The 22112-nt window shown below is 60.1% G+C and carries 29 protein-coding genes; 7 read left to right on the forward strand and 22 right to left on the reverse strand.

Annotated elements, in window-relative coordinates; translation table 11 throughout:
- The 19 genes from HU735_RS11625 to HU735_RS11715 form a co-directional block, all read right to left on the reverse strand.
- Positions 1-216 carry a hypothetical protein gene (locus tag HU735_RS11625; RefSeq protein ID WP_186713645.1) on the reverse strand — a complete coding sequence of 72 codons (216 nt, stop codon included), beginning with the start codon at positions 214-216 and terminating at the stop codon, positions 1-3.
- Positions 217-260: 44 nt separating this feature from the next.
- Entirely contained in the window at positions 261-842 is a 582-nt protein-coding gene (locus tag HU735_RS11630) for a phage baseplate assembly protein V (RefSeq protein ID WP_186713646.1), read from the reverse strand.
- The gene (locus HU735_RS11635) at positions 839-1354 is read right to left on the reverse strand and encodes a hypothetical protein (protein ID WP_186713647.1); all 516 of its coding nucleotides are present in this window, start codon (positions 1352-1354) and stop codon (positions 839-841) included. The genes HU735_RS11630 and HU735_RS11635 overlap by 4 nt, the downstream gene beginning before the upstream one ends.
- Positions 1347-2009, reverse strand: coding sequence for a hypothetical protein (locus HU735_RS11640; RefSeq protein WP_186713648.1), 663 nt, complete (start codon positions 2007-2009; stop codon positions 1347-1349). Before HU735_RS11640 ends, HU735_RS11635 begins: the two co-directional genes overlap by 8 nt.
- Positions 2006-2326, reverse strand: a complete 321-nt coding sequence (locus HU735_RS11645) for a hypothetical protein (protein WP_186713649.1) — start codon at positions 2324-2326, stop codon at positions 2006-2008. The genes HU735_RS11640 and HU735_RS11645 overlap by 4 nt, the downstream gene beginning before the upstream one ends.
- Positions 2327-2328: 2 nt before the next feature.
- Positions 2329-2625 (reverse strand): hypothetical protein, encoded by a 297-nt coding sequence (locus HU735_RS11650; protein WP_186713650.1) that lies wholly within the window; start codon positions 2623-2625, stop codon positions 2329-2331.
- Position 2626: 1 nt separating this feature from the next.
- On the reverse strand, positions 2627-3658 hold the full coding sequence (locus HU735_RS11655) for a major capsid protein (protein ID WP_186713651.1): 1032 nt from the start codon (positions 3656-3658) through the stop codon (positions 2627-2629).
- 11 nt (positions 3659-3669) lie between these two features.
- Positions 3670-4020, reverse strand: a complete 351-nt coding sequence (locus HU735_RS11660) for a head decoration protein (protein WP_186713652.1) — start codon at positions 4018-4020, stop codon at positions 3670-3672.
- Between the two features lie 13 nt (positions 4021-4033).
- Positions 4034-5254, reverse strand: a complete 1221-nt coding sequence (locus HU735_RS11665) for a S49 family peptidase (RefSeq protein WP_186713653.1) — start codon at positions 5252-5254, stop codon at positions 4034-4036.
- A gap of 2 nt (positions 5255-5256) precedes the next feature.
- Positions 5257-6864 carry a phage portal protein gene (locus HU735_RS11670; protein ID WP_186713654.1) on the reverse strand — a complete coding sequence of 536 codons (1608 nt, stop codon included), beginning with the start codon at positions 6862-6864 and terminating at the stop codon, positions 5257-5259.
- 2 nt (positions 6865-6866) lie between these two features.
- A complete protein-coding gene (locus HU735_RS11675; RefSeq protein ID WP_186713655.1) occupies positions 6867-7082 on the reverse strand; it encodes a hypothetical protein in 216 nt (71 codons plus the stop codon).
- A gap of 11 nt (positions 7083-7093) precedes the next feature.
- Complete coding sequence (locus HU735_RS11680; RefSeq protein WP_346655361.1) at positions 7094-9025, reverse strand: terminase gpA endonuclease subunit; 1932 nt, start codon at positions 9023-9025, stop codon at positions 7094-7096.
- A 4-nt stretch (positions 9026-9029) separates the two neighbouring features.
- On the reverse strand, positions 9030-9551 hold the full coding sequence (locus HU735_RS11685) for a terminase small subunit (RefSeq protein WP_186713656.1): 522 nt from the start codon (positions 9549-9551) through the stop codon (positions 9030-9032).
- 136 nt (positions 9552-9687) lie between these two features.
- On the reverse strand, positions 9688-10035 hold the full coding sequence (locus HU735_RS11690) for a phage holin family protein (protein WP_084941496.1): 348 nt from the start codon (positions 10033-10035) through the stop codon (positions 9688-9690).
- 511 nt (positions 10036-10546) lie between these two features.
- Positions 10547-10912 (reverse strand): hypothetical protein, encoded by a 366-nt coding sequence (locus tag HU735_RS11695; RefSeq protein WP_186713657.1) that lies wholly within the window; start codon positions 10910-10912, stop codon positions 10547-10549.
- Positions 10909-13128 (reverse strand): VapE domain-containing protein, encoded by a 2220-nt coding sequence (locus HU735_RS11700; RefSeq protein WP_186713658.1) that lies wholly within the window; start codon positions 13126-13128, stop codon positions 10909-10911. Before HU735_RS11700 ends, HU735_RS11695 begins: the two co-directional genes overlap by 4 nt.
- On the reverse strand, positions 13118-13345 hold the full coding sequence (locus HU735_RS27390) for a TraR/DksA C4-type zinc finger protein (protein ID WP_186713659.1): 228 nt from the start codon (positions 13343-13345) through the stop codon (positions 13118-13120). Before HU735_RS27390 ends, HU735_RS11700 begins: the two co-directional genes overlap by 11 nt.
- Positions 13338-13856, reverse strand: coding sequence for a phage regulatory CII family protein (locus tag HU735_RS27090; RefSeq protein WP_186713660.1), 519 nt, complete (start codon positions 13854-13856; stop codon positions 13338-13340). Before HU735_RS27090 ends, HU735_RS27390 begins: the two co-directional genes overlap by 8 nt.
- 573 nt (positions 13857-14429) lie before the next feature.
- On the reverse strand, positions 14430-14654 hold the full coding sequence (locus HU735_RS11715; protein ID WP_186713661.1) for a helix-turn-helix transcriptional regulator: 225 nt from the start codon (positions 14652-14654) through the stop codon (positions 14430-14432).
- A gap of 102 nt (positions 14655-14756) precedes the next feature.
- Here HU735_RS11715 and HU735_RS11720 point away from each other — a divergent pair, with 102 nt between their 5' ends.
- The 7 genes from HU735_RS11720 to HU735_RS11750 all read left to right on the forward strand — a co-directional run bounded on the left by HU735_RS11720 (position 14757) and on the right by HU735_RS11750 (position 18178).
- Positions 14757-15425 carry a helix-turn-helix transcriptional regulator gene (locus HU735_RS11720; protein ID WP_186713662.1) on the forward strand — a complete coding sequence of 223 codons (669 nt, stop codon included), beginning with the start codon at positions 14757-14759 and terminating at the stop codon, positions 15423-15425.
- 246 nt (positions 15426-15671) lie between these two features.
- A complete protein-coding gene (locus HU735_RS11725) occupies positions 15672-15983 on the forward strand; it encodes a hypothetical protein (RefSeq protein WP_186713663.1) in 312 nt (103 codons plus the stop codon).
- Between the two features lie 9 nt (positions 15984-15992).
- Positions 15993-16277, forward strand: coding sequence for a phage antirepressor KilAC domain-containing protein (locus HU735_RS11730; protein WP_054925419.1), 285 nt, complete (start codon positions 15993-15995; stop codon positions 16275-16277).
- A 158-nt stretch (positions 16278-16435) separates the two neighbouring features.
- Complete coding sequence (locus tag HU735_RS11735) at positions 16436-16753, forward strand: pyocin activator PrtN family protein (RefSeq protein WP_186713664.1); 318 nt, start codon at positions 16436-16438, stop codon at positions 16751-16753.
- Positions 16754-16806: 53 nt separating this feature from the next.
- Positions 16807-17214 carry a hypothetical protein gene (locus HU735_RS11740; protein ID WP_186713665.1) on the forward strand — a complete coding sequence of 136 codons (408 nt, stop codon included), beginning with the start codon at positions 16807-16809 and terminating at the stop codon, positions 17212-17214.
- Positions 17211-17906 carry a hypothetical protein gene (locus HU735_RS27095; RefSeq protein WP_238349805.1) on the forward strand — a complete coding sequence of 232 codons (696 nt, stop codon included), beginning with the start codon at positions 17211-17213 and terminating at the stop codon, positions 17904-17906. The genes HU735_RS11740 and HU735_RS27095 overlap by 4 nt, the downstream gene beginning before the upstream one ends.
- A complete protein-coding gene (locus HU735_RS11750) occupies positions 17903-18178 on the forward strand; it encodes a pyocin activator PrtN family protein (RefSeq protein WP_186713666.1) in 276 nt (91 codons plus the stop codon). Before HU735_RS27095 ends, HU735_RS11750 begins: the two co-directional genes overlap by 4 nt.
- Before the next feature lie 614 nt (positions 18179-18792).
- On the opposite strand, the gene HU735_RS11755 is transcribed toward HU735_RS11750, so the two are convergent.
- The 3 genes from HU735_RS11755 to HU735_RS11765 form a co-directional block, all read right to left on the reverse strand.
- On the reverse strand, positions 18793-19461 hold the full coding sequence (locus tag HU735_RS11755; protein ID WP_186713667.1) for an HNH endonuclease: 669 nt from the start codon (positions 19459-19461) through the stop codon (positions 18793-18795).
- Positions 19462-20673 (reverse strand): ATP-binding protein, encoded by a 1212-nt coding sequence (locus HU735_RS11760; protein WP_186713668.1) that lies wholly within the window; start codon positions 20671-20673, stop codon positions 19462-19464.
- A gap of 217 nt (positions 20674-20890) precedes the next feature.
- A complete protein-coding gene (locus HU735_RS11765; protein ID WP_186713669.1) occupies positions 20891-22012 on the reverse strand; it encodes a site-specific integrase in 1122 nt (373 codons plus the stop codon).
- Between the last annotated feature and the right edge of the window lie 100 nt (positions 22013-22112).

The following is a 22112-nucleotide window of genomic DNA, read 5'->3' on the forward strand; positions in this document are numbered from 1 at the left end:
TCAGGCCTCCTTGAAGTCGGATCGGTTACGCATGTAGGCCAGGCCCACCGCGTCATCACCCTTGATCGTGACCCGGCCCTGCACCACCTCGAGCTCCACCCAGTCGGGCAGAATCAACTTGCGCCGGGTGTACACCTGATCGATGAAGGTCACCGGCCCGTGCGGTACCGGCGCCGCTTCGCTGCCCTCTTCAGGCGCTGTCTGTGTTCTGGCCATGCTTTCCTCCAGGCATGAAAAAGCCCGCTCCAGGCGGGCTCTGTTCAGTGTTTGTGGTTTGCCGTGTTGCCGGCGGTGTCGATGATCCGGCCCCCGCCGTTGATGTCACCCGTGACCTTCAGTGTTCCGTTGATCGTGACCGCGCCGGTCAGCGTGATCGTGTCGCCCTGGGCGGTAATGCTCGAGGACTGTGCCGTGATGGCGTCGTCCGTCAGCACTGCCTGGGAGGCTCCGACCTTCACCGTGACCGTGCCGCTGGGCAGCTCGATCGTGTAAGTCTTGGCCTGCCAGTCGTAGACCAGAGAGCCACCGTCGTCGAATCGCCAGACCTCGACATGGTCGCGGTTGTCCGGCGCCGGGCCGGCGTTGCCGTACAGCCCCGGCACGAACGTTCCCTGGGCAGGTTCGCCGCTGGGACTGATCAGCGCGCCCTGCTCGTCCAGACTCGGCGCCCGCCAGTGGCGTGCCTTGCCGGCGGCCTGGCTGTGCCAGCGGACCCAGGCGCTGGTCCAGCCGCTGCCGTCCGACACCCGCACCATCGCGGCGGCCAGGTCGATGGCCACCACCCGGCAAGGGATCACCAGGCTGGCCAGCATCCGGTCGTGCATGGCTGATGCGTAACTCATGACAGTTCCTCTGGGCTGACGGGCTCAGAGTCCGGACCGACCTTCAGCACCAACGAGCCGGGCGGCTGAGTTGGCCAGGGCCACTCTTCATCGCCGAGGTAGATGACCTGGGTCCATTCGACGACCCAGACCGCCATGCTGTCCAGCTCGGGGCGACTCCAATCTCGCTCCGCCCGTACGAACTGTGCGGGCTCGACTTCGATGCCCCAGGTCTGCAGCCGCAGAAGCACGGCCAGCTGCGCAGCAATGAACGCCACGACGTGCAGATGATCTTCGTCCTCGACGCCCACAATGGGCCGCGCCTCGAAGCGAGCCTCAACCGCCACTTCACCTGTGCCAGGGTCACGCTCTGCAGCGTCGAACCCCGCCAGCTCGATCACCACCGCCGGCACATCCACGACGGTGAGCATTCCGGGCATCGTGCCCACATAGTGCAGACCCGGTATCGCCTGCGTGATGGCTTCTTCCATCGCCGCATACACCCTGGCCAGGGGGATTGGATCGTCAGCCATTTCCGACCCTCCGTGTAAGCTTGACCATCTCGAAGTTCAACTCCTGCTCCATCACCACCAGCAGGCGCTGGTGGGCCTTGTTCGTCCATGACTCGAAGTGAGGCCTGACGTCCTCCAGCGAGATCTTGGCCTTGGCCAGGGGGAAGCGACTGTCGTTCTCAGCGATCCAGCCTGAACTAGCCCCGCCAGCCTTGGAGACCTCGCTGTCGGGGTAGTCGCCTGGGTCAAAGTGCTTGCTCGCCGTGCGGATCCAGATATCGGCCTTGCTGCCATACACCTGGCGGTAGAACGCGCCTTGATAGCGACGCCCTGCCACAGACACGCCTGCACGAGTCTGCCGTGGCCGCCCGGCCCGGCTGGCCTCGATCGGATTGAGACCGAACCACAGCTTGCCCTGGCCGTTGCTACCGGCCTTGTAAGCCCGCAGGCGCTGCCGCACCGCCTTGACGGCAATGCGCTCCTGCTGGCCCACCGAACGAGCGACGCGCCCCTGCAGCCAGCGCAGCGTCTTGTTGATAGCTCTCCGCTCCGCTGCGGCGATCGCCTTGGGCACCAGCCCGGCAAACTGCTCGAACCCCTTGACCTGCCGGGGGTTGGCCTGCAGCGTGATCAACCCCGTGCTGCCGGACTGCTTGTAATAGCTGCCGACGCTCATTTCACCTCCCGAAGGGCAAAGTTGATCCAACCGCTCCCATCCGGCTCCCGCTTGGCGATGACGTACCGTCCACCGCCATCTGCCGGGGCGAGATCGCACACCAGGTGCAGACCCTCCCTGATGCCATTGGCCTGGGTGACGCGCACCGAGAAGACGGGTTGCCGCAGGCCGGTGTTGATCGAGCCAACCCGGGGCTGCTGCCACGGTACCGACATGAACCCTCGCACCGGCTCAGCGAAGCCCTCGATCTCGACTTCGTCACCCAACTCCTCGAGCAAGGATTCATCCATGTCCGACATGCCCTCGCGAAAGGACATGATCAGCCCTCCCTGCCGTCGCCGTCGCCTTCGTCTTCCTCCTCTTCCTCTTCCTCCTCCTCGTCTGGGTTACCTCCACCAGGGGCTGGAGCAGAGGCCGGAGCGGGCGGCCCCGCCGAAGGCGAGCGACCAGAGGAACGACCACCGGTACTCAGCTTGCCGCGAGCAACGATGGCCCCCTCTTCAAGCAGCAGCTCGCGGATCGCAGCCGAAGACGGAACGAAGACCTCACCCGCCTTCACGACCTTGCCGGCGTCCTGAATGCAGCCATCCACCACCACGTATTCGACCTTGGCCATGTCACACCACCTTGGCGAAGAGGAAGGCGTTCGGCTCCAGCAGACCAGCCAACGGGGCGGCCTGCACCTTCAGCCAACGCTGGCTAGGCTCTTGGGTGACCCAGCTTTTGGGGAAGCGAGACGCCTCGACCAGACCACTCTCGATGGCTTCCATGTCCTGAATCGCCGCGTACAGCATCGCGTTGCGTGTCCCGGTAGAACCCAGGATCAAGCCACCGGCTGGCACCATGGGCTTCTCGCCGTCCTCGTCGTCCAGGTACCACTCGTCATAGGCGTAGAGGTCAATGCCCGGATCGTTGAGGTAGCCCAGGTAGGTCACCCCGTCCGGCAGCAACTCGGGTTTGATCAAGCCGAGGTCGACGCGACGGTTGTTCAGTTGCTTGAGCACCGAATCGTTGTTGTGGAAGGAGTCCTGCGCTTCAGCACTCAACACCGCCACGTTGGCGGAGCGCCCCGAGTCCTTGGCAATCAGGCGACGCCACTGACGCAGGTTGCCGATCGGGTCAGAATCGCTGGTGTTCCAGCGCCCTGCGGCCAGCGTGACCTTGTGAGTGTCCTCCATGAGGAAGTCGATGGTGTCATCCACACCATCACCGACAACGCGCAGACGGCCAGTAGTCAGCACTTGAGCGCACATCCACTCTTCCCGCCGAGTGATCTCGTCGTCGAGTTCGACCAGGTCCCGGCCGAGCCGCTCGCCTGCACGCTCCAGCGCAGTGCGGGTCGAGAACGGGTTCTCACCCGCGCCACGCTTCAGGATCAGCTCGGCACGGGTGACGCGCTTCGGTTGAATGTAAGGCGGCTTGTAAGTCGACGAGCTGATGCCGTTGCGCTGCGACACACTGCCTGGCAGGGTCGGGTGAACGAACGGCGCCATTTTGCGCTGGCCCTTCACGATGTCGATGGTGACCGCCTCGGTACCGAAGGTCTCAGGCATACCCGCGTTGAAGAAGGTGTCCATGAGAAAGCGCCGCGGCGTCGGCATCTGCTCGATGGCTTCCAGCATGGTGAGGGTGTCAAAGATGTCAGTCATGGTTGCTCCGATCAGCGAATGAAGAGGCACAGAGGTCGCAGGGCGGCCTTCGCGGCGGCCAGGGTCAAGCCCTCGCCAAAGGTGAGTTGGCTGCCCAGCACCTGGCCGGTCAGGCGGATCGGCGTGCTCTTGGCGCCGTCGGTGGTGTCGGCGTCTTGGTCGAGGATCGCGCAGGGCGCCTGCGAGCCGTCCGCGGCCGCCGCCTTGCACAGCACGTACTCATGACTGGCCGTGATCTGGCCCAGCACCGCGCCACGGGTCAGGTTCTGGCCGGCGGCGATCAGGCCGGTATCCATCACGATGGGGAAGTCGCCCGCCGAAAGCTGGCTCGGCAGGTAGGAACTGCGGGTAGGGTTTGACATTGGAACCTCCTAGTTAGCGGCGCGAGGCGCCTGCAACGATTGCGCTGACGGCGACCTTGCGCTCGCCCTCCTTGCCACCGGCAGGTGGAGCAGTGCCGGTAACACCCTGGGCGTCGCTTTTGATGCCGGCCAGCGAGATACCGCGATCCTGCGAAGCCTTGAGCAGCGTCAGGGCCGTGGCCTCTACGGACGTGCCGTCGTCGATCGCCGCACTGATCTCTTTCTCGAAGCCCTTGGCGCCCAGGGCGTTGATGCCCTTGATGCGGTCACGCTCAGCGGTAGTGGCCTCGGTGCGGATCGCCGCGGTGTCGACCTGCTCGGCCTGGGCAATCTCGATGGTGTTGGGGTCAGTGCCCGCTGCAATCGCGGTGCGCAGTTCTGCCGTGGTCTTGACGGTGGTCATGGTGTATATCCTTGGGGAGTTGATGGCCGGCTTGGCCAGTTCGGTGATCAGGGATTCCAGCGAGCCCGTGCGGTGGGCCAGGCCGTGCTTGACGGCGTCCGCACCGACGCGGATGCCGCCGTGATCGCCCATTTCGGGCACCTTCTCGGCAGCGACGCCGAGGTTACGGGCAACCTTGCCTACGAAGACTTCGGCCATCGCGTCTATGGTCTCGCCCACCTTGGCGCGCCCTTCTTCGGTACCGAGGTCGGGGCGCTTGTTCGGCGCGTTGCGGCTGACGATCTGATAGCGGGCTCGCCCAGCCTTCTTGTCGTCCTCGACCACAGCCTCGACGACGACGCCAATGCTGCCGGCCAGGCTGGTCTCATCAACGACGATCTCGCCCGCCGCCGAGGCGATCCAGTAGGCCGCGCTCGCGCCCATCCCGCCGATGTACGCCACGATCCGCTTGCGGGCGCGGCCCGCGTAGATCATCTCGGCCAGCTCGTTGATGCCCGAGGCGACGCCACCAGGGCTGTCGATGTTCAGCACGATTGACTTGACCTTGGGGTCGTCCAGGGCACGCTGTATATCGGTGGCCAGGACCTGGGTGCTGGTGGCACCACTGATCTCGGTGAACAGGTTGGCGTAGCGGAAGATCGGCCCGGTGACCGGTACCACCGCCACGTTGCCGCGCATGGTGACGCGCCGGGTTTCTTCCAGCCGCTCGCCGCGCTTGGTCGCCAGCGCCACCGGATCGCCCATGCGGTCGGAGATGGTCAGCAGGTTGTCCAAGGCGTCGGGCATCATCAGCCAGGGCTGCGAGGCAGCCAGCTCAAGTGCTCGAGGCATTTCTAGTCCTCTTTGGGTTCGGGATCTGGCGGGTTTTCAAGGCCACCCTTGGGCAAGGCCTGCATGTTGTGCTGCCGCCGGTACGCGACTTCGCGGGTTCGCTGCCGGATCACCTGTTGCCAGGGCTCGCCAGTCATGGCCGCCGTCTCCAGCGTTTCGTTGCTGACGCCGATCTCGATGCGCTTGCCGGCGGCGTTGGCCTCCTTCAGCTCGTCGATCGCGCCCCGCGCCGGACCAATCCACAGGGCCTGGCAATACGCCTTGCGCTTAGCGGGCTCGCTGTACCCGGGCAGGTCGATCAGCCCCCTGGCCACGGCTTCATCGATAATCAGCTCGCGGCTTGGCTGGCAGAAGTCGCAGGCCAGCCACCAGCGGCGCAGGCTGTAGAACCGCCAGGCCTGGAGCATGGCGGCGCGGGCAGCGCTGTAGCTGCTGCTGTAGTGCAACAGCAGCTCCTCCAGCGGCAGCTCCAGCGCGGCCCCGATCTCCTTCACCACCGCGGTGAAGAACGGGTCGAACTGAGCGTTGGGCCGGCTGGGGTTGGCCACCATCGGCTCTTCACCCACACCGAGGTCGACAATGGCGCCCTCGCCCAGGGCGAGCGCACCGTCGGAGGTGTCATCGCCGCCGGGCTGCTCTTCGCTGAGCGCCGACATCGGCAGGTTTCCGGGGTTGAAGCCGTCACTCTTCTTGATGAACACGGTGAACATCGCTGAGATCACCGCCGCCATCAGTTCGGCGCTGCTGTAGCGCTCCAGCTTTTGCAGCGGCTCCAGCACGGGAGACAGGTACGGCGCCCCGCGCTTCTGTCCGGGCCGCTCTTTGTCGGCCATGACATGCAGCACACGGCGCCGTCCTGTCACCGTGCCGAACACCGGCAACCGCTCCCACTGCAGCGTCTTGCCCTGCAGGTGCTCGCCGGGGTAACCGGTGCATACGTGATACGCCACTGGCGCACCCAGGCCGTCAAACTCGACACCCTCCACCAGGTCAACACGGTCCAGGCCGCTGTTGGGGTTGCCGACACGGTCGGACTCGATCAGTTGCAACCGCGTACTGAAGAGGCATCCGGGTCGCTCCTGATCCGGGCTAGCGACGAATACGTCGCCCGCCACCATCGACGACACCAGCACCAGGGCCTGCAGCTGATAGTGGTTCAGCGTCGCTTCTGCATCGCACTCACGGGGGTCATCGGCATACAACGACCACAACCGGTCCAGCTGGCCATTGAGCTGCTCGGCTTCTTCTTCGGTGATACCCAGCGCCTCATGATCAACTTGCGCCCGGCAGACCAGCCCTGTGCCAACCACATTGGTGCGCAGCCGCGTGATCGCCGCGCGGGCCACCAGGTGGTTGCGCATGGCATCGCGGGAACGCGCCACCAGGGTGCGGCGCTCGCTCTGGTGGAAGTCGCGCCGTGGGCTGCCGAGACCAGGCAGCCAGCTGGCCATGCTTCGCAGCACCCGCGACGCACCGCGCCATCGGGTTTCAACCCCACCGCCGCCGCCCTGCGCAGAGATCTGCTGATCCTCGACCGACGCCCTGGCCACACGAATGGCCTCGGTCATCAGCTGCTCGGCAGCCGACTCCCGTTTGTTGAACGGCCACATGGTCAAATCCCCACGTACGAAACGCGGTTGCGGCCACGCCCCAAGAGAGCGGCCTGCTCTCGGGCGACCTCGTCGGCGTACTGCTTTTCCAGCATCCGTAGACTGCTAAGTTCGGCCAGCTGGACCTCGCGATCCTGCCGACGCAAGCGCTGGCCATTCTTCAGGACGCGCGAGATCGCCGCCCGGACCTCTGCGAGGCGTTTTTGTGCATCAGTCATGGTGACCTCGGTTAGTGGACGCGGCTCCGCGTGCCCCGGCCGCGCGTGACAGCCCGGCGAGGAACCGGCGCCACCGCCTGTTCAGTTGTGAAGAGGGTGGGCTGCAGCAGTTGCTGCTCCAGCTGGTCCCATTCGTGATCACGCAGCAGGTGCGTCTTGAGGCTGCGAGCCGCATGCAAGGCATACACCTCGCAGTCCAGCGCTTCGTTGCGCCGGCCGGCTTTCTTCTGCCACACCATCTTGCTTGGGTTGCGCGGGTGCGGAGCCAAGACCTCGTTGGTCACCTGCTCGTAGTAGTCCGAGCGGATCTCGCTGTACCAGTGCATGCGCCCTGGTCCTGGGCCTTTGAGCTTCATCCGGCCATCGATCAGCGTCTTGGCCTTGTGGGTGCCGACGATGAACACCCGCAGGCCGTACTTCGAGGCCTTGGTGTTGTCCTGGCTGGTGTCCGCCGACTGGGCCGGCTTGGTGAAGATCTCCCGATCCCGGCTGTCGATGGAGGCGCCCTTGATCGCCATGATGTTGAAGCGCTGACGATCTCGAACGTAGGTGTACACCGCGTCGCTGGTGTTGCCGTCAGAGCTGTCGATGCTCACCGCCGACACGGCGATCTGGGCGCCGCTGTCGGTCGGGATCGGTGTGGCGATCATCTTGTCCAGCTCGGTCCACACCGGGTCGTGGGGATCGATAGGGTTGCCGGGTAACTCGCCCCAGTACAATCGCCAGGACTCCTCCCCCCGCCCCCAGCCCGTGAACAGCACGGCAAGGCGGTCGCCCTGGACGTCGACACCGACCGTCACCAGCAACACGCCCTTAGGCGCCGTAAGTTCGGCGTAAGGCTCGGCCCGCTTCTCCAGCTCGTCGGTCTTGGGCGCGTCGCTCTTGTACTCGTAGCTTTCGCCCATCGAGCTGTTGGTGAAGGCGATCATCGGGCCGATGTTGCCCTGACGCTGTGCGTACTCGGCCTGCAGCTTCTTCTCCATCAGCACTTCGAAGCGGGAGCCGGGGAACGTGGCATACAGCTCGTTGATGATGTAGCCGGCAATGCCGCGGAATTCGGCCGTCGCCTCCCAGCGGCAGCGAGGGTCGCCCAGGTTGGCGTTCTTCTGGTGGTCATCCCAGATCTCGCCGCAGTGCGGGCACGCGTAGTACGCCGTCTCCGGGCGGCGCTTGCCGTACACCTCGTGGAAGTAGTGCTCGTCCTCGTCGCAGTGCAAATGCTCGAAGCTCGGCGTGTGCAACTGTCCGCATCCATGGCAGGGGACCAGGCCCACGCGCTTGTCTGAAAGCTCAAGCTCGGCGTCGATCGCCGACAGGCCCTTGATGGTGGGGGTGCCGCCGATGATGATCTTCGAACGCAAGAACGTCTTCAGACGCTCCTTGGCGAGCTTGATACTGTCCCCCTGCCCCCGCAGGTTCAGGTTGCAGTCGTCGGGCTCCTCGATCGCAACCCTTGGTACCGGCGTCGACTTCACGCTGGCCGGGCTGTTGGAGCCGACCATCTTCAGGAACCCGCCCGGAAACCGCTTGAAGTCTTGCCGCTGCTGCAGCTTGCGACTGCGAAGGTCGACCTTTTTGCGCAGGCGCTTGGTGGCCTGGATCATCGGCTCGAGCTTTTCGGCAACGTACTGCTTAGCCGCTTCGGCCTTGGGGAACAGGACCAGGATGGGTGACGGGTCGAGATCGATCCACTTGCCCAGGGCGTTCCCCAACACACCCGACGTCCAGGCCACCTGGGCCGACTTGCGTGCCACAATCTCAGAGACGTTCGGGTCGTCCAGCGCCTCAAGTGGGCCACCCGGCCAGATCAGGTGCGGTGTTTTATCAAACCGGTACTTACCTGGTGCTGCCGACTCTTCGGGAGCCAGCCAGCGGAACCGGTCAGCCCATTCTATGATGGACATGCGTGGCGGCGGCGCCCACTTGCGGCAGACGCGGCGCATTGCCTTACTCGCCGTCTTCTTCAGAGCCCTCCTCGTCGTCCGGCTCGTCAGGATCCCCGGCGAGATCGTCGTCCTCGTCATACGCGGACAACCTCCTCAGTATGGATTCGATGGGATCGCGGATCAGCTGGTTGTCCACCGGCACGCCGTACCTGGCGGTCAGCGTCATCGCCAGCTCATCAGGGAAGGTGTTCAGCAACTCGATCTTGGCGGCGGTGATCACCGCCTCGAAGCGCTCGACCATTTCGGCCTCGACCACCACCTCGCCCAGCTCCCGAGCCAGCGCGATCTCTTCGCGGTCGCCGCGCAGCCTGTCAAGCCGGTCCCGTGAGGACTCCTTCTTGCCGTTCAACGAGGCCTGGCGCATCAGCCATTCGATCACCGCCTGGGTGTCGTACTGGTTTTCGTTGCCGCGCCCCACGCCAAACTCGTTCACCGGCATGCCTTCGTTCTGCCACCGGCTTAATGTGCGTTCGTCTCGCCCGACGATCTCGCTCAGCTCGAGCTTGCTGACTGTCTTACCCATCGCTAAGTCCTTGAAAAGACGGACATCCCTGCCAGATTTCCAGCTGCAGGGAAACCGCGAGTCTGCGCACCCGTGTAGGGGGCGGCCCAGGGGGAGGACCCAAAAAATCGGCCCCCACCCCCTACCCCCGGACGGGTCACTGACCTGCCTCGGTACCAGCTGGCGGCACCTGCGCTAGACCCAGCCGCTTGGCGGCCCAGCGTTCGTACAGGTTGATCGCAACATCGGCGCCGGCCATCGCGGTCAAGCAACCGACCGCCGCCGACGCCCACACCGAAACCCCGAGGGCGTACAGCAGCATGTTGGTCGACAACCCGCAGGTGACACAGGCCCCCGAACGCAAGGCCAAACGGCGAACAAGCCCCCACCCGCGAGCACCCGCCTTATCCGCTCGCCACATCTCACCCGATACACCGCCCACCAGGGACAGCACGATCACCATCCAGACCGGCAGCTCGGCTAAGGCTTGTTGCTCGCTGTTCATCCCTTCCCCCAAATGCAAAAACCCCGGCGCCAAGGCCGGGGTTTCTGGTATATGGCGGGCTGCTTTGTGCGCCCGCACGTCTCGAAGATGGGTACTTTTTACAGGTCGAGTTTCCTGGCAGCAAGCAAGTTTTAATGCCACCCCCCAATAAGTGGTAAACGCCTGGGGAATGTCTGGCGAATGTCTGGGGAATACATCCGCCCGGCTTTCTTTCGCTTTAGTGAAGTCCCAAGAGTCCCAAACTGTTCGCAAGTGGTGGGACTAGCTGAGGCCTTTAAAATCAAGGGCTGTCCCACCGTCCAACTGTATTAACCCTTTCTCACGTATGAAGGAGGAATTACTAGCACGCTGCGCGCAACGCGCGCGTAACGCTATGCATGTGCCCTATGTGTGCGCCTGCGGGTGGAAGGTGGGACAGCGGGACAGCCCGCCAACTCAGCGGCCTTGACTTGGCCAGCCTGCTCAAAGGGAGGCGGGACAAGGGAGGGACGGCGGGACCAAACAACGCAGCTCATGCAGCCTTTTTCCCTTTCAGCAGCCCCTGGATAGCCACATGGGCCTGGTGGAGGCGGTCATAGTACGTCTTTCTACTGCATCTGCAATAAGCCATCTTCTGCTCGAGGAAGCTGTCATGGTTGCAGTAGTGCTCCCTGACGATGACGTACAGCTGGGGCTCTAGGTGCTTGTTCACAATGATTTCAATGTCTGCCGACTCGTCCAGCAGCACCCTGCTACCTCGAGTGCCACGGATCAACTCCCCCTGGCAGTCCATCAACAGACCCAGCATGCTGCCGCCTCCTGAACCATGACCGCGAAGATCCGGGGTGTGCAGCTCCTGCGCCCACAGCTTCAGCATCTCATCAATATGCTTGATCAAAAGCACTCCTCCCTTGCCGTCACCACAGACTGCTCCAGCGGGCTGGGCGTGCCCCACCCCTTCGGCTTCTGATAGGCCCAGGGGCGCACCCCACTTTTCTGCAGCGCCGGCATCCGCCGCCGACGCCAACCCAGCCGGTGCATGATGGCACCGACCCGCATCTGCTCGGGTTTCCCCCAATGGCCGAAGTCCAGATTCAAGGCGTCCTTCAGCAACTCACTCCCCGTGACCGTTTCGCCGACCTGGGACTTCTCCAGCCAGTCAAGGATCGGTCCCTCCCACTCATCAACCACAAAACGTTCCTCCTGCTCACGCGTGAACAGCTCTTCCTCTTCGCGTGCCACCCACCATATATCACCCGCCAAGTAGCAGAAGACCGCCTCCGCCCACAACTGGTCCCGTACACGTCGCAGCGTCTCGAGGTCGACCTTGGTACACGCCACCGGCCAATAGCGCCGGTTCCCGGTGGCATCCTTGAGGTACTCGTCCTGGTTGGTCGTACCCACGAAAACACACTGGCGTGGCACATCGCTCGTTCTGCGGCCATAGCTTTCGCGATAAGTGTCGATGGAGGCCGAGAAAAACTGCTTGGCTTTGGTGCTCTCTGCTTTATTGAAACTGTCCAGCTCGCCCAACTCGACGATCCACTTGCCCCGGATCGCCTGGAAGGCATCCTTGTCACCCAGCGTGAAAGGTGTGTCCATGAACCACTCCCCGCCTAGCACACTCATGGCGGTGGACTTGCCTGCGCCCTGTGCCCCTTCAAGGATCAAGACGTTGTCGGCCTTGCAGCCCGCCTTCATGACCCGCGCTACAGCCGAAATCATCCAGCGCTTACCGACCTTGGCGCTGTAGTCGTTATGGGCCACACCAAGCACCTTGTGCAGCCAGACCTCCAACCGCGGCGTACGGTCCCATTCCAGCTTGGCCAGGTACTCGCGCACCGGGTGGAAAGCGTTATCGTGAGCCACAACACTGACCGCCTCGACAACGTGCGTCGCCTTGACGCGAAGGTTGTACTGCTGGGCCAGCCATTTCATCACGCGGGTATCATCAATATCGCCCCACTCCCCCGGCTCACCACCATAGGGCGCGGCCCGTAGCTTGACGATCTTGGAGCTGAATGAGCTGTATCCGATCACCCCGGCCCAGCGCTCGTCGTTGCTCAGGATAAGCTCGACGTTTTGCATGTGGGCGATGAGCGCGCCGCTCTCAGTACGCGCCAGCATGTCTTTCCAACCGCCAGTGGCGGGGGGCTTGATCACCGCCATCACCTGACGCCGAACAGCATCCAGACCTTCAGCGCAGTGCAGGTCGTTGAAGTCGGTCCACTTCACCTCACGCTCAATGGAAAAGATTGGAGCGACCACCTGGCCGCCCACTACCACCGCCGCATTGTTGGCCTTTTCCTCACCAGGGTTCCAAGGCTCGCCGCTGGGCCGCGTGGTCTTCCAGTCATCGTCGCGGCAAATGATAATTGGCCGTCCAGGGAAGCGCTCACGCATGTGCTTGGCCACCGGCAGCAGATTGCCTGCATCGAAGGCGATGGCCACCGCCTGGGAGGTCGCCATATGCAGGCTAGCGCCGGTGGCGTACCCCTCGCACACCAGCACTGGCTCGCCGGGTTCAGGGTGGCCGCCAATCATGTGGAAGGCACCCTCCTTCGCCATGCCATGAGGCCAGTAGGACTTGTCGCGACCTGTGCTCTCCAGGACCGCAGGATAGATCACCTGCAGGCCGACGATCGTATCCTGGGCGTTCTGCATGGGGATAAGCACGGCGCCCGACTTCGGGGCGTAACGCACCCCAAACCCGACCACCTGCTTGCGATCGAGGTAGAGGCTTCGCCCCTTGTCCGGCATACGCTTGAACATGCCCGATGCCCGATTGGCTGCGCGGCGGGCCGCATTCGCCGCAATCTCGGCGGCACGGCGCTTGGCGTCGGCCTGCCGCGCGCGCATCACCTCACGCTCCTCAGCGGACAGCCCGCGCCCGTCAGTCTTCACCTTCTGGGTTTCGCCGTGGCGCCAGTCACCGAAGCTACCGAAGATGAGCGTTTGCCCCTTCTCAGTCTGGTGTTCATGCAGGACGTACCAGCCGTTCTTTTCCTTGCCCTTGTCATCCTGGGTACGGCAGCGAGTCAGCTTCCCGATGATCAGCGGCTGATCTGGCTGCAGGCCGTAGTCGTGCAACTGGTCAAGAACCTTATCGAGCATACCGAGCCCCCCTGCCCTCATGAATCTGCTGGCACTCGATGCAACGCATGCAGCCCCTCTCTGCCATCCTTCTGGCTTCGGGGATTGGCTCGTCACAGACAACGCAGTCCACCAGGGACTCAGGAAGCACCTGCGTTCTACGTTTCGCCGCAGCCGCAAGTGCTGTGTCGTTATGCCACTGGGCTTGATCATTCGCCCGGTCGATTACATCACCCACGGCGCGCCCCCCGAGTGGTCTGGTTGACGTACTCGGCTCGGCGATACATGCCGAGCAAACCTTGGATACCTCGGAACACCTGGTGCTGAATCTCGGCCAGCTCCTGATCGTCGACCTTTCCGTCGCCAATGCTGCGCGCCCAGGTCTCGGACAAGTTGGCAACCTGCCGGAAGAAATCGGCAAGGCCCATGGTCAGCGTCTCGGGGATGTCATGGGTGTAGGCGTCCGACAACTCTTGCCAAATGGTGTCGCCAACCAGGGCATGCACCGAGTCGAGGATGCGTGGATCCTTCGTCAGCTCAAGGATCTCGCTGAACTCTTGAACGTTCACGGTATGGGTAGGATGGGTGGGAGACAGCTTGTGCTGGAGTGTCGTGGCGTTGCGGCCGGTAGTGGCAGCGATAGCAGCAGCGCCACCCGGATAATCCCGCACGGAATGGTAGAGGGCGAGTTCGAGGGGCAACACTTCGCGCTTGGCGCGCTCGGTGCAGCTCATTGCAGTTCGGCTCATGGCGTTTGTCCTTGTCGGTAGCCAGTGCCTGCGGCGAGTCGTGGTGAGACCATCGCCGCACAGCTTATGAGAGGGCAATGCCAGCCAGCCAAAAGGCCGGATCGGCTCCATGCCGGGGCGCCACTCCATTGACCGCCCCAGGCGAAACTACCGCCTCCCGTGGTGAAGGAGGCGCCGCCCCAGCTCCATGCCAGGCCGGTGCAATCAAAGCGCGCGGACCTAAATGGTGTGCCCGCCCACCTGTCATGCAGCCCAGTAGCATCGTGGTGCTGCTACCGAGCGAAGGAGGCGACTAGTCGCCTCCCCTTTCGGCACCTGGCATTACCTCAGAAAGGCTGCCAGTGCCGGCGACGAGCGGTGGTGTTACACTCGCCGCATGGCTTGAGAGGGCCATATTGCTGCCAATCTGTGGTGGAGAAGGCAGCAATCTCAGGCTTTCGTGCCTGGGCTCCGCGAACAAGGCAAGTGGATACGTGGTGTGCCCGCCCAACTTGAACGCGGCCCGGTAGTACTGTGGTGGTAGTACCGGGGGAAACAGGGCGACCTTTAGGTCGCCTTTTTTCTATTCAGCCGCTAGGCCGCTCGGGGCTCATCCAGTTCAGGCGGGAAGACATCATCCAATGCACAGTTCGCCCCCAGATCATTCAAAGCTGCCGTTATCGCGCGGCATTCGCTCAGCCCTGGCATGCGATTTCCAGACTCATAGTTACTGACTCGGGTCTGAGTCCATCCCAATCGAGCAACCAGCTCCCTTTGCTTGACACCCGCACCCTTTCTCAGCTCCGCAATTCGATTCATGAAGAACACTCCGGTTGACTCGCTCAAAAGATAACACGAGACGTGGTTTTCACAACACGGTTAGTGCAAAAAAACCATTTCAATACGTGTTAAACATCAGGAATGAACACACTCGCACAGCGCATCAAACAGTTTCGCAAAGCCAAACACCTGACCCAGCAGGCACTTGCCATTGCCTGTGGTTGGGAATCGCAATCGCGCGTTGGCAACTACGAGCGCGGGATTCGGGAACCCAACCTGGCCGACATAGAGAGAATGGCAACCGCACTCGGCGTCACCCTAGGCGACCTGCTGGAAGGCACTGAGGAGTCCAGTACAGCCCCCAGCACCAACATTTCTTTTGCAAGACGGGCCTTGGAGGGCGCGGTGCCAGTTGTGGGTTACGCTCAACTCGGAGTGAATGGTTACTTCGAAGCCCTGGATTTTCCGGCGGGGCATGGTGATGGCTATCTGAATATCCATAGCGATGACCCTAAGGCATACGGCCTCAAGGTGACCGGGGACAGCATGCACCCCAGGATCAAGAACGGAGAGTATGTGCTGGTAGAGCCCAGCAAGGCCTACTTCAGCGGTGACGAGGTAATGGTCCGAACTACGAATGGCCGCACCATGATCAAGGAGTTCATCTACCTACGCGACGGGATGTATCGTTTCGATAGCGTCAATGCCGAACACGCCCCGATCCACATCGCAGAGGACGAGATCGAACACATTCACCTAGTGGGCGGCATCCTAAAATCATCACGGTTTATGCACACCACAAAAAAATAAAACGAATCGTGTTGACACGATAAAGCACATTGCGTGATATTTGCCCCACTCTCCCACCACAGAGTGAGGCAACACCATGCACACCACTGCATCGCTACACGTCCACCCGGCCGCGGCATCCACGGACCTCGTATTCAAGGTCCGGCGCCTGGCCAGACAGCACGGCTGCGCGTTCTCCCCCACCAAGCACCGAGCCACCACACACACCACCCGCCCACTGACCCCTGACGACGGGGGGCGCGCGGCATGAGCTATGCACTCAGTCATAACGCCTTTGCTTGCCTGAAGGCCCAGACCAATCTCTCCGGCCACTTCACCCACATCCTTAACGATGAGTCGAGCGGCACGCGCACCAAGGCAACACTGCAGACCGAGGTTTACCTCGACCAGGTGACCGTGGTCATCCGCATAGGGCCCACAGTGAATACCCTGACGCTGCAGGCAAACAGCCTCCCCAGCGCGAGGACCATCGCGCGGCATCTTGAGGCCATTGCCAACGGTGAACTGGACTCCGCTGAGATGTCCCCCGCCGAGCAAGTGCTCGCTGATGTCGCCTAGGAGGCGCCCATGGAACGCAACCTGGCACAGACCGCGAAACTGTTCGGGATCACCCGCAACGAGCTGATCCGCCTCATGCGCGAGCAGGATCTGCTGGACCAAAAGAACCTGCCCCGCTACCCCACGCGAGACCGCGACTACCTGCGGAAAAAAGAGGGCTGCTGGTTCCATCCGGTATCTGGCATGCAATACAGCGAGTCCACCCGCGTGAAGCAGGTCGGGATCCCCTGGCTTGCAGAGCGGCTCCAGCTGCAGCTTCCGACACCACCGGAAGACAAACGCTATGCGGCCTAGGCAGTACGCGGCCCAGATCCTCCAGCTCAAGACCCGCGAGGAGCGCAATGCCGCGCTCCTGCAGGTTCCTGAAGATTGGCGCGACCTGGTACGCAAGCACTGCGAAACCTCCTGGCACCATCCGTCACGCCACAAGCTCAGGGAGAGCCCGAAGCCTGATGAGCAATACAGACCAACTAGCGCTGCGCCTGCCGCACGCACCTGATGCAACGACTGTAGAGCTGCTGTACCGCACCTTCGGCGACGTTCTCATCCCGCTCGACAAAGTGCGCATGCAGTACTTCCGCAACCTCAACGAAGACACCTTTTCCGAGCAACTGAAGGTCGGCCGGATCTGCCTGCCAGTGACCACGCTGGACAACAGCCAAAAGGCATTGAAGTTCGCCCACATCCGCCATGTTGCCGCCCTAATCGACAGCAGGGCCTACCAGGCGGACGAAAAGCAGTCTCGGCCTAACGAGCAAGAAAAGCAGTAACGACACCAGCAAGGGCCGCCACCACCGGCCCGCACACCACAAGGAGTAAACCCATGACCACTCAACAGGTCCTCGCCCTCGTCGTCATCAGCGCGTTTGTCATCGGACTGTTCGCCTACGCCTACTGGTTTGGCCGCCAAGAAGGCCGCACTCGAGGCATGCTCGAGAGCGACCGCGTACACCACGCCACCATCAAAGACCTAGAACAATCTCTGGCAGTTTTGCGCCGGGACCACCAAAACGCCACTGCACGCGCCGAAAAGCTCAAGGACGCAAGTGCACTACAGGGGCAGCACCGCCGCTCAATGTTGGAGATCGCCGAGACACTACGCATAGCCGCCGAAACCTGGAAAGCCTTCAACACGGGCAACAAGCTCGAGCGTGATGCACGCCGCCTGCATGTCGAATCCCTCGCTATCGCTGCTCTGTTGAAGCCCACCGAAGAGGAGGCTGCAGCATGAATCAGGCCCATCTCCACACCGGCTTGCTTTTCGACTCTCCGCCTTGCGCAGGACATGCACTCGCCATCGCACCAGGACAGACACCGATCCAGACCTCGGAGAAAAGCGGGCGCGCGCGCGATCAGGTGAACGCTACCCACCCCGCCGCTTTGCTCCGTGAAGCTGCAGGCGTCGACGCGCAAGAAACAAAGAGCCTCTGCTGCGCAGCAGCAGGCACTATTCCCACCCTCAACGCCCACTCCGATTCGCATACCCCCCATGACAGGCTGCGCCAGGCTGCGCCCACTGATGCAACGCTGATCGCTTCTGATCGCCCGCACGCGCAGCCTGCCAAGGGGTATACGCACCTCTCCTTCTTAGCACTCGCAGCTAAGGAACGGGCCGTATGCAGCTGCATTGCCGTCGCCATCAACGCGACGCTTGCAGGGAATGCTGCAGGCGTGTATGCCACAGTTGACGAGATGGCCCTGGCTATCCATGACGCCCTACTGCACGCCGGCGTCTTACACCCTAAGCCCAGTGCTGCCGCTTGGCTCGGCCGATCCGACCTATATCGCACTCGGTTGGAAGCTGTACAGAATGGTGAACAGCGCGTGGAGTCTGTTTCCAGCAACGAACTGTTCGAGCTCGCCCGCAGCCATGTACGAAAGAGCCATAGGGATGCTCAGCCTAAGAAGGAGAAATGTTCATGAATACAGCCTTTGTATTGATGGCACAGTACAACGGCTTGGCAATCATCCCGCTTGAGCAAGTCTGCGCCGACTACTTCACACACCTCACACCCCTGGTATTCCAACGCAAAGTGCTGGCAGGGGATATCAAACTGCCTATCACCCGGCTTGAACCTAGCCAGAAAAGCGCCCGAGGCATCCACATTGCCGATCTGGCTCTTTACTTGGATCAGCAACGGGAAGCTGCGCGCAAAGAGTGTGTGCAGCTGAACAAGCCCCTTCGGGCAGGCTAGCTGGGAGATAGCACCTCACTTAGTAGCGCGCCTGTCAACCTTACTGACTGCCTGTTTGCACTCGACCCTACCAGCCAGGTGTATTCAACTCGACCACCCGCTGTCGATGGCCGGCTCCGACCGTCGGCTATCGACCCCAAGCTGCTCTTCACGTAGGTCAGGTAACGGCCAAAGCCGGAATTAACGTGAACCCTGCTTGCCAGCAATTTCGGGACTGAGGAGCTTTTTATCTATTCAGGTAGAGGGGCGTACGAAGGCTTTCAACTGCGGCCGGATTAGCAGGGAGAAGTGTGAGCAGCGGAAGCCTTGACTCACAGGAAAGGGCCCAACTGTTGAACGACGCTCTTGGTGAGACCGACGCACTTAATTTTCGAAAGTATCAAGGCATGGTAGGATTATATTGCACCATGTTATCCAGAATCAAAGTCCGCCGCATGACCTAAATGCCGCCCCGCTGCTGGAGTTGAGTGTTGTACTATTCCTGCTCGGCGCCACCGATTGCAGCGACGCTTACTGAGGACCTTCAATTTTTCTGAGCAGAGTCGGCAAACTGAATTATAGGAATAATAATATATAGATAGCCATTCACATTGAGAGCGCTTTGCGTGACTTACTCAGGCGCCAGCCATCGGAATAACATCCTCAACCAGTGCATAAATCGTAGGATCGTTCAGGGCAACCCAGCGTAAGAAGGCAGAGTATTGCTGAGCGTCCCTCATCATGTGCCGTATATGCAATACGGCTCGATCCCTGTCTTCTTTTATTGTATTTTGATCAATATATGCATTCACATACCTAATAAAAGTTGCATACTCCGAAAATAGCCGTTTTTTCATATATGCCGAAGTGACTCTTTTGTTTCCAGTATTATCTTCGTTGAATATCCTGCATATAAGCTCAGCAGTGGAACGTGTGCTTTCATCAGGTAGCCTGGCAATAACTCTAACTTTGGCGCCCGGCGAGGCGGGGGCGATATGCTCGATCGCCCTTAGTACGTCAACTCGATCGTCAGTGCAATCCAAAAGATTGTTATAGTGATGTCTTTTAAAGTTATTACAACGCGCGCAAGATAGAAATAAATTATTCCACGAATAAGTGAGCTCCTCATCTCCCTCATGTGCTACAAAATGCTCTACATTCAAGGATAGTGGCTCTTGAGTCTCACAAATATAACACTTGCCAAGGAAGTCGCGATTGAGCGCCTCAAGAACATCATCACCAGTATAGCTTCTTCTTGCAGCCAACGATGCAGGGGGCGGAAAACTTCTAGCAACCTTGAACATTTATACATCACCACGCTTATATTTGAGGATCTTATTTATGGCGATTTCTAGGTGCATTTCAGATTCGCTATCCATACTACTTCTAAATGGACTAAGCTCTTTAGCCAATGCCACGGCTTCATCTGTTATGTTTTTTTTCGACGTAAGTTCTACAAGCCGTCCTATTTTATCCTCTAGATTCTTTGAAATTACTGGCACACCAAGAAGTCCCTCAACGATCGCTTCTATCGAATACATGGAAAGATTTTTAGAGATTTGATTGGAGGAAATATCGTAAATTACAGTATCGTCTGTGGAAGTTATGACGAACGGGGAGTGAGTGCTTACAATGAATTGAATATTCGGGAACGACTTGTAGAAGAATGGCAGTATCTTGCGCTGCAGCGAGATATGCAGATGAGCATCTATTTCATCAATAAGAACCACGCCGGTCAAATCTGAGGGGATGATGCGATGATATTCTGCCCTAATGAATAAATCGGAATATATTTCAAATATCGCAGCATAACCGGATGAAAGATTTTGGAAGGTAAAAGGCTTCTTTCCCCCCTGGTGAATATAGTATCTTAATTCGTCGCGATTAAAAACTGCTCGAACAGACTCATCCTCAAATAAGTATTGCAGGCTTTCATTAAAGCTCTCAAACCAATCTTTTATCTTTGTTTCTATATATGCCTTTTGGTCGGTTGCCAATGCAAGCCTTACCTGCATGTTTACCAAGTGCTGCTCAAACTCTTGACCGAACTTGTGATCATGGAAATAGTGCGTTGGCGGCTTAGTATATGCCTCTGCCGACTTAACGACTTTGATTTCTGAATGACGGTATGCGGTATACAGGCGAATGACAGCTTTGTTGCTATTATATTGCTCCAACAAAGCTTCGCCATCATTAACCCTCACAAGACAAGGAGCTTTATCAAATTCTTTTTTTCTTGTCACGCGAGTTGCTTGAATTTGGTCCCTATAATTTTTTTCGTATTGTGGATACAAACTGATTTGCTCCACAAGATTTTTGATCTGACTTTTTCGACTTTCATCATATACAAAACCGTGCGAAACTTGCTTTTTCAGTGCTTCGTAAATACTGGTGAGCAGGGATGTTTTTCCTGCACCATTCTTACCTATGACTATGCAGTTTTGTCCGCTTAACCTAAAGCGGTAACTCTTTTTAATGTTAACTAAGAATCCTGAAACTGCGTCCACATTCCCCATACTTTAATCCTTTTTATTTCTATCGCTTTGAGCGGGCCTGCCGGAGCGAGGGCATCCATACGTCCTAAGGAGCAATGCGCCATTCTCGCCTCCGACCTACGCTGGAATCAATGGCGCCCGCTATCGACCTCAGCGGTGTTTCGCAGGGAACAGACCATTGCCTAGCCCGCCGTTAAACCCAGCCATTAAAACCCATCCATTACCGGGGCAAGCCAAACTAGTCAGCCCTGGCGCCAAGGGTTACTGGTGCAAGGATAATCCGATCTAACCAACTCCATGCCTTGTATCGATCGCCACGCCCACGCAAATGGGTATAACGCCGCAGCGAGTTCCAGTCACGATGACCAGAAACGCTCGACACTCTGGGAATATCCCAATCCATTTCGAACAGCCTGCTCACTCCCTCGTGGCGCAGATCGTGGAAGTGCAGATCCGCTACACCAACCATCTTGCACGCCTGGGACCAGGCCTTTCCGATGGAGTCGCTGTTGTAAGGGAAGATCTCAGCGCACCGACGTGGCATGCTTTGCACGATCCTCCACGCTTCATCGGGGAGATAGCACCAAACATCGTTGCCAATCTTCTGGCCTGGGTTCTTCATGTCCCGCACCTTCACCGCCTGGCGGTGCTCATCCAGATCCTCCCACAAGATGCGGGCAATCTCGTCCATGCGCCGAGTAGAGAAAATGGCAAAGGCTGCCACTTTGGGCATGTGAATGACAGTCGGGCGCCGTGAAAGCATCTCGAAGAAATGCTCGAGCAGCTTGTCGAGTTCGTCGAGATTGGGCCTTCGATCCCGCTCACGGCTCCTCATGTTGTAACCGAGCCGCTTCAGCACGAGGCGCGCATCCGGCATGGCTTGAGGGTTGATCTCATACCCCCACGCCGCCCTGGCCAGCGACAGCACTGAGCCCAAGTGAGCAAGATCATTGCCAGCTGTCTGCGGTTTGATGTCACCACCCTCGGGGCTCATGCGCCATAAAGCATAGTCCACCAGGACCTGCTGAGAGATATCGGAATCGACCACGTCGCCCAGGTAGCTACTCTTGATGGCCACGAGGGTCTGCCGCTTCGTCTTGCCAAGCGGCCGAGCTTTCTCTGCCTCCACCAGGTATCGGTCGATCATGTCCTTGACGGCGTGCCCGCCACGATTGGCCCGCTCGATCGCTCCAGGTTCCGCCAACTCGGTCTCTCGTCGCTTCGCCCAGGCTTGAGCTGCCTGCTTGCGGGCGAAGGTCTGACACTCTTGGTAGACTAGGACACCTTTTTTCTTGAGGCGGATCTGGACGGTATAACTGACCGTTCCATCGGCCTTTTTCCTTGCTCTGATCGTTGCCATATTTTCCGGTGGTACAAGCGTGATTGGCGGTGGTACATCGTACCACCGTCACACCAAAAACGTCTGAAAACCCTGGAAAATGGTACAAAACCGTGTAGAC

Source organism: Pseudomonas sp. BW16M2 (assembly GCF_014268865.1).
Taxonomy (GTDB): Bacteria; Pseudomonadota; Gammaproteobacteria; order Pseudomonadales; family Pseudomonadaceae; genus Aquipseudomonas; species Aquipseudomonas peradeniyensis.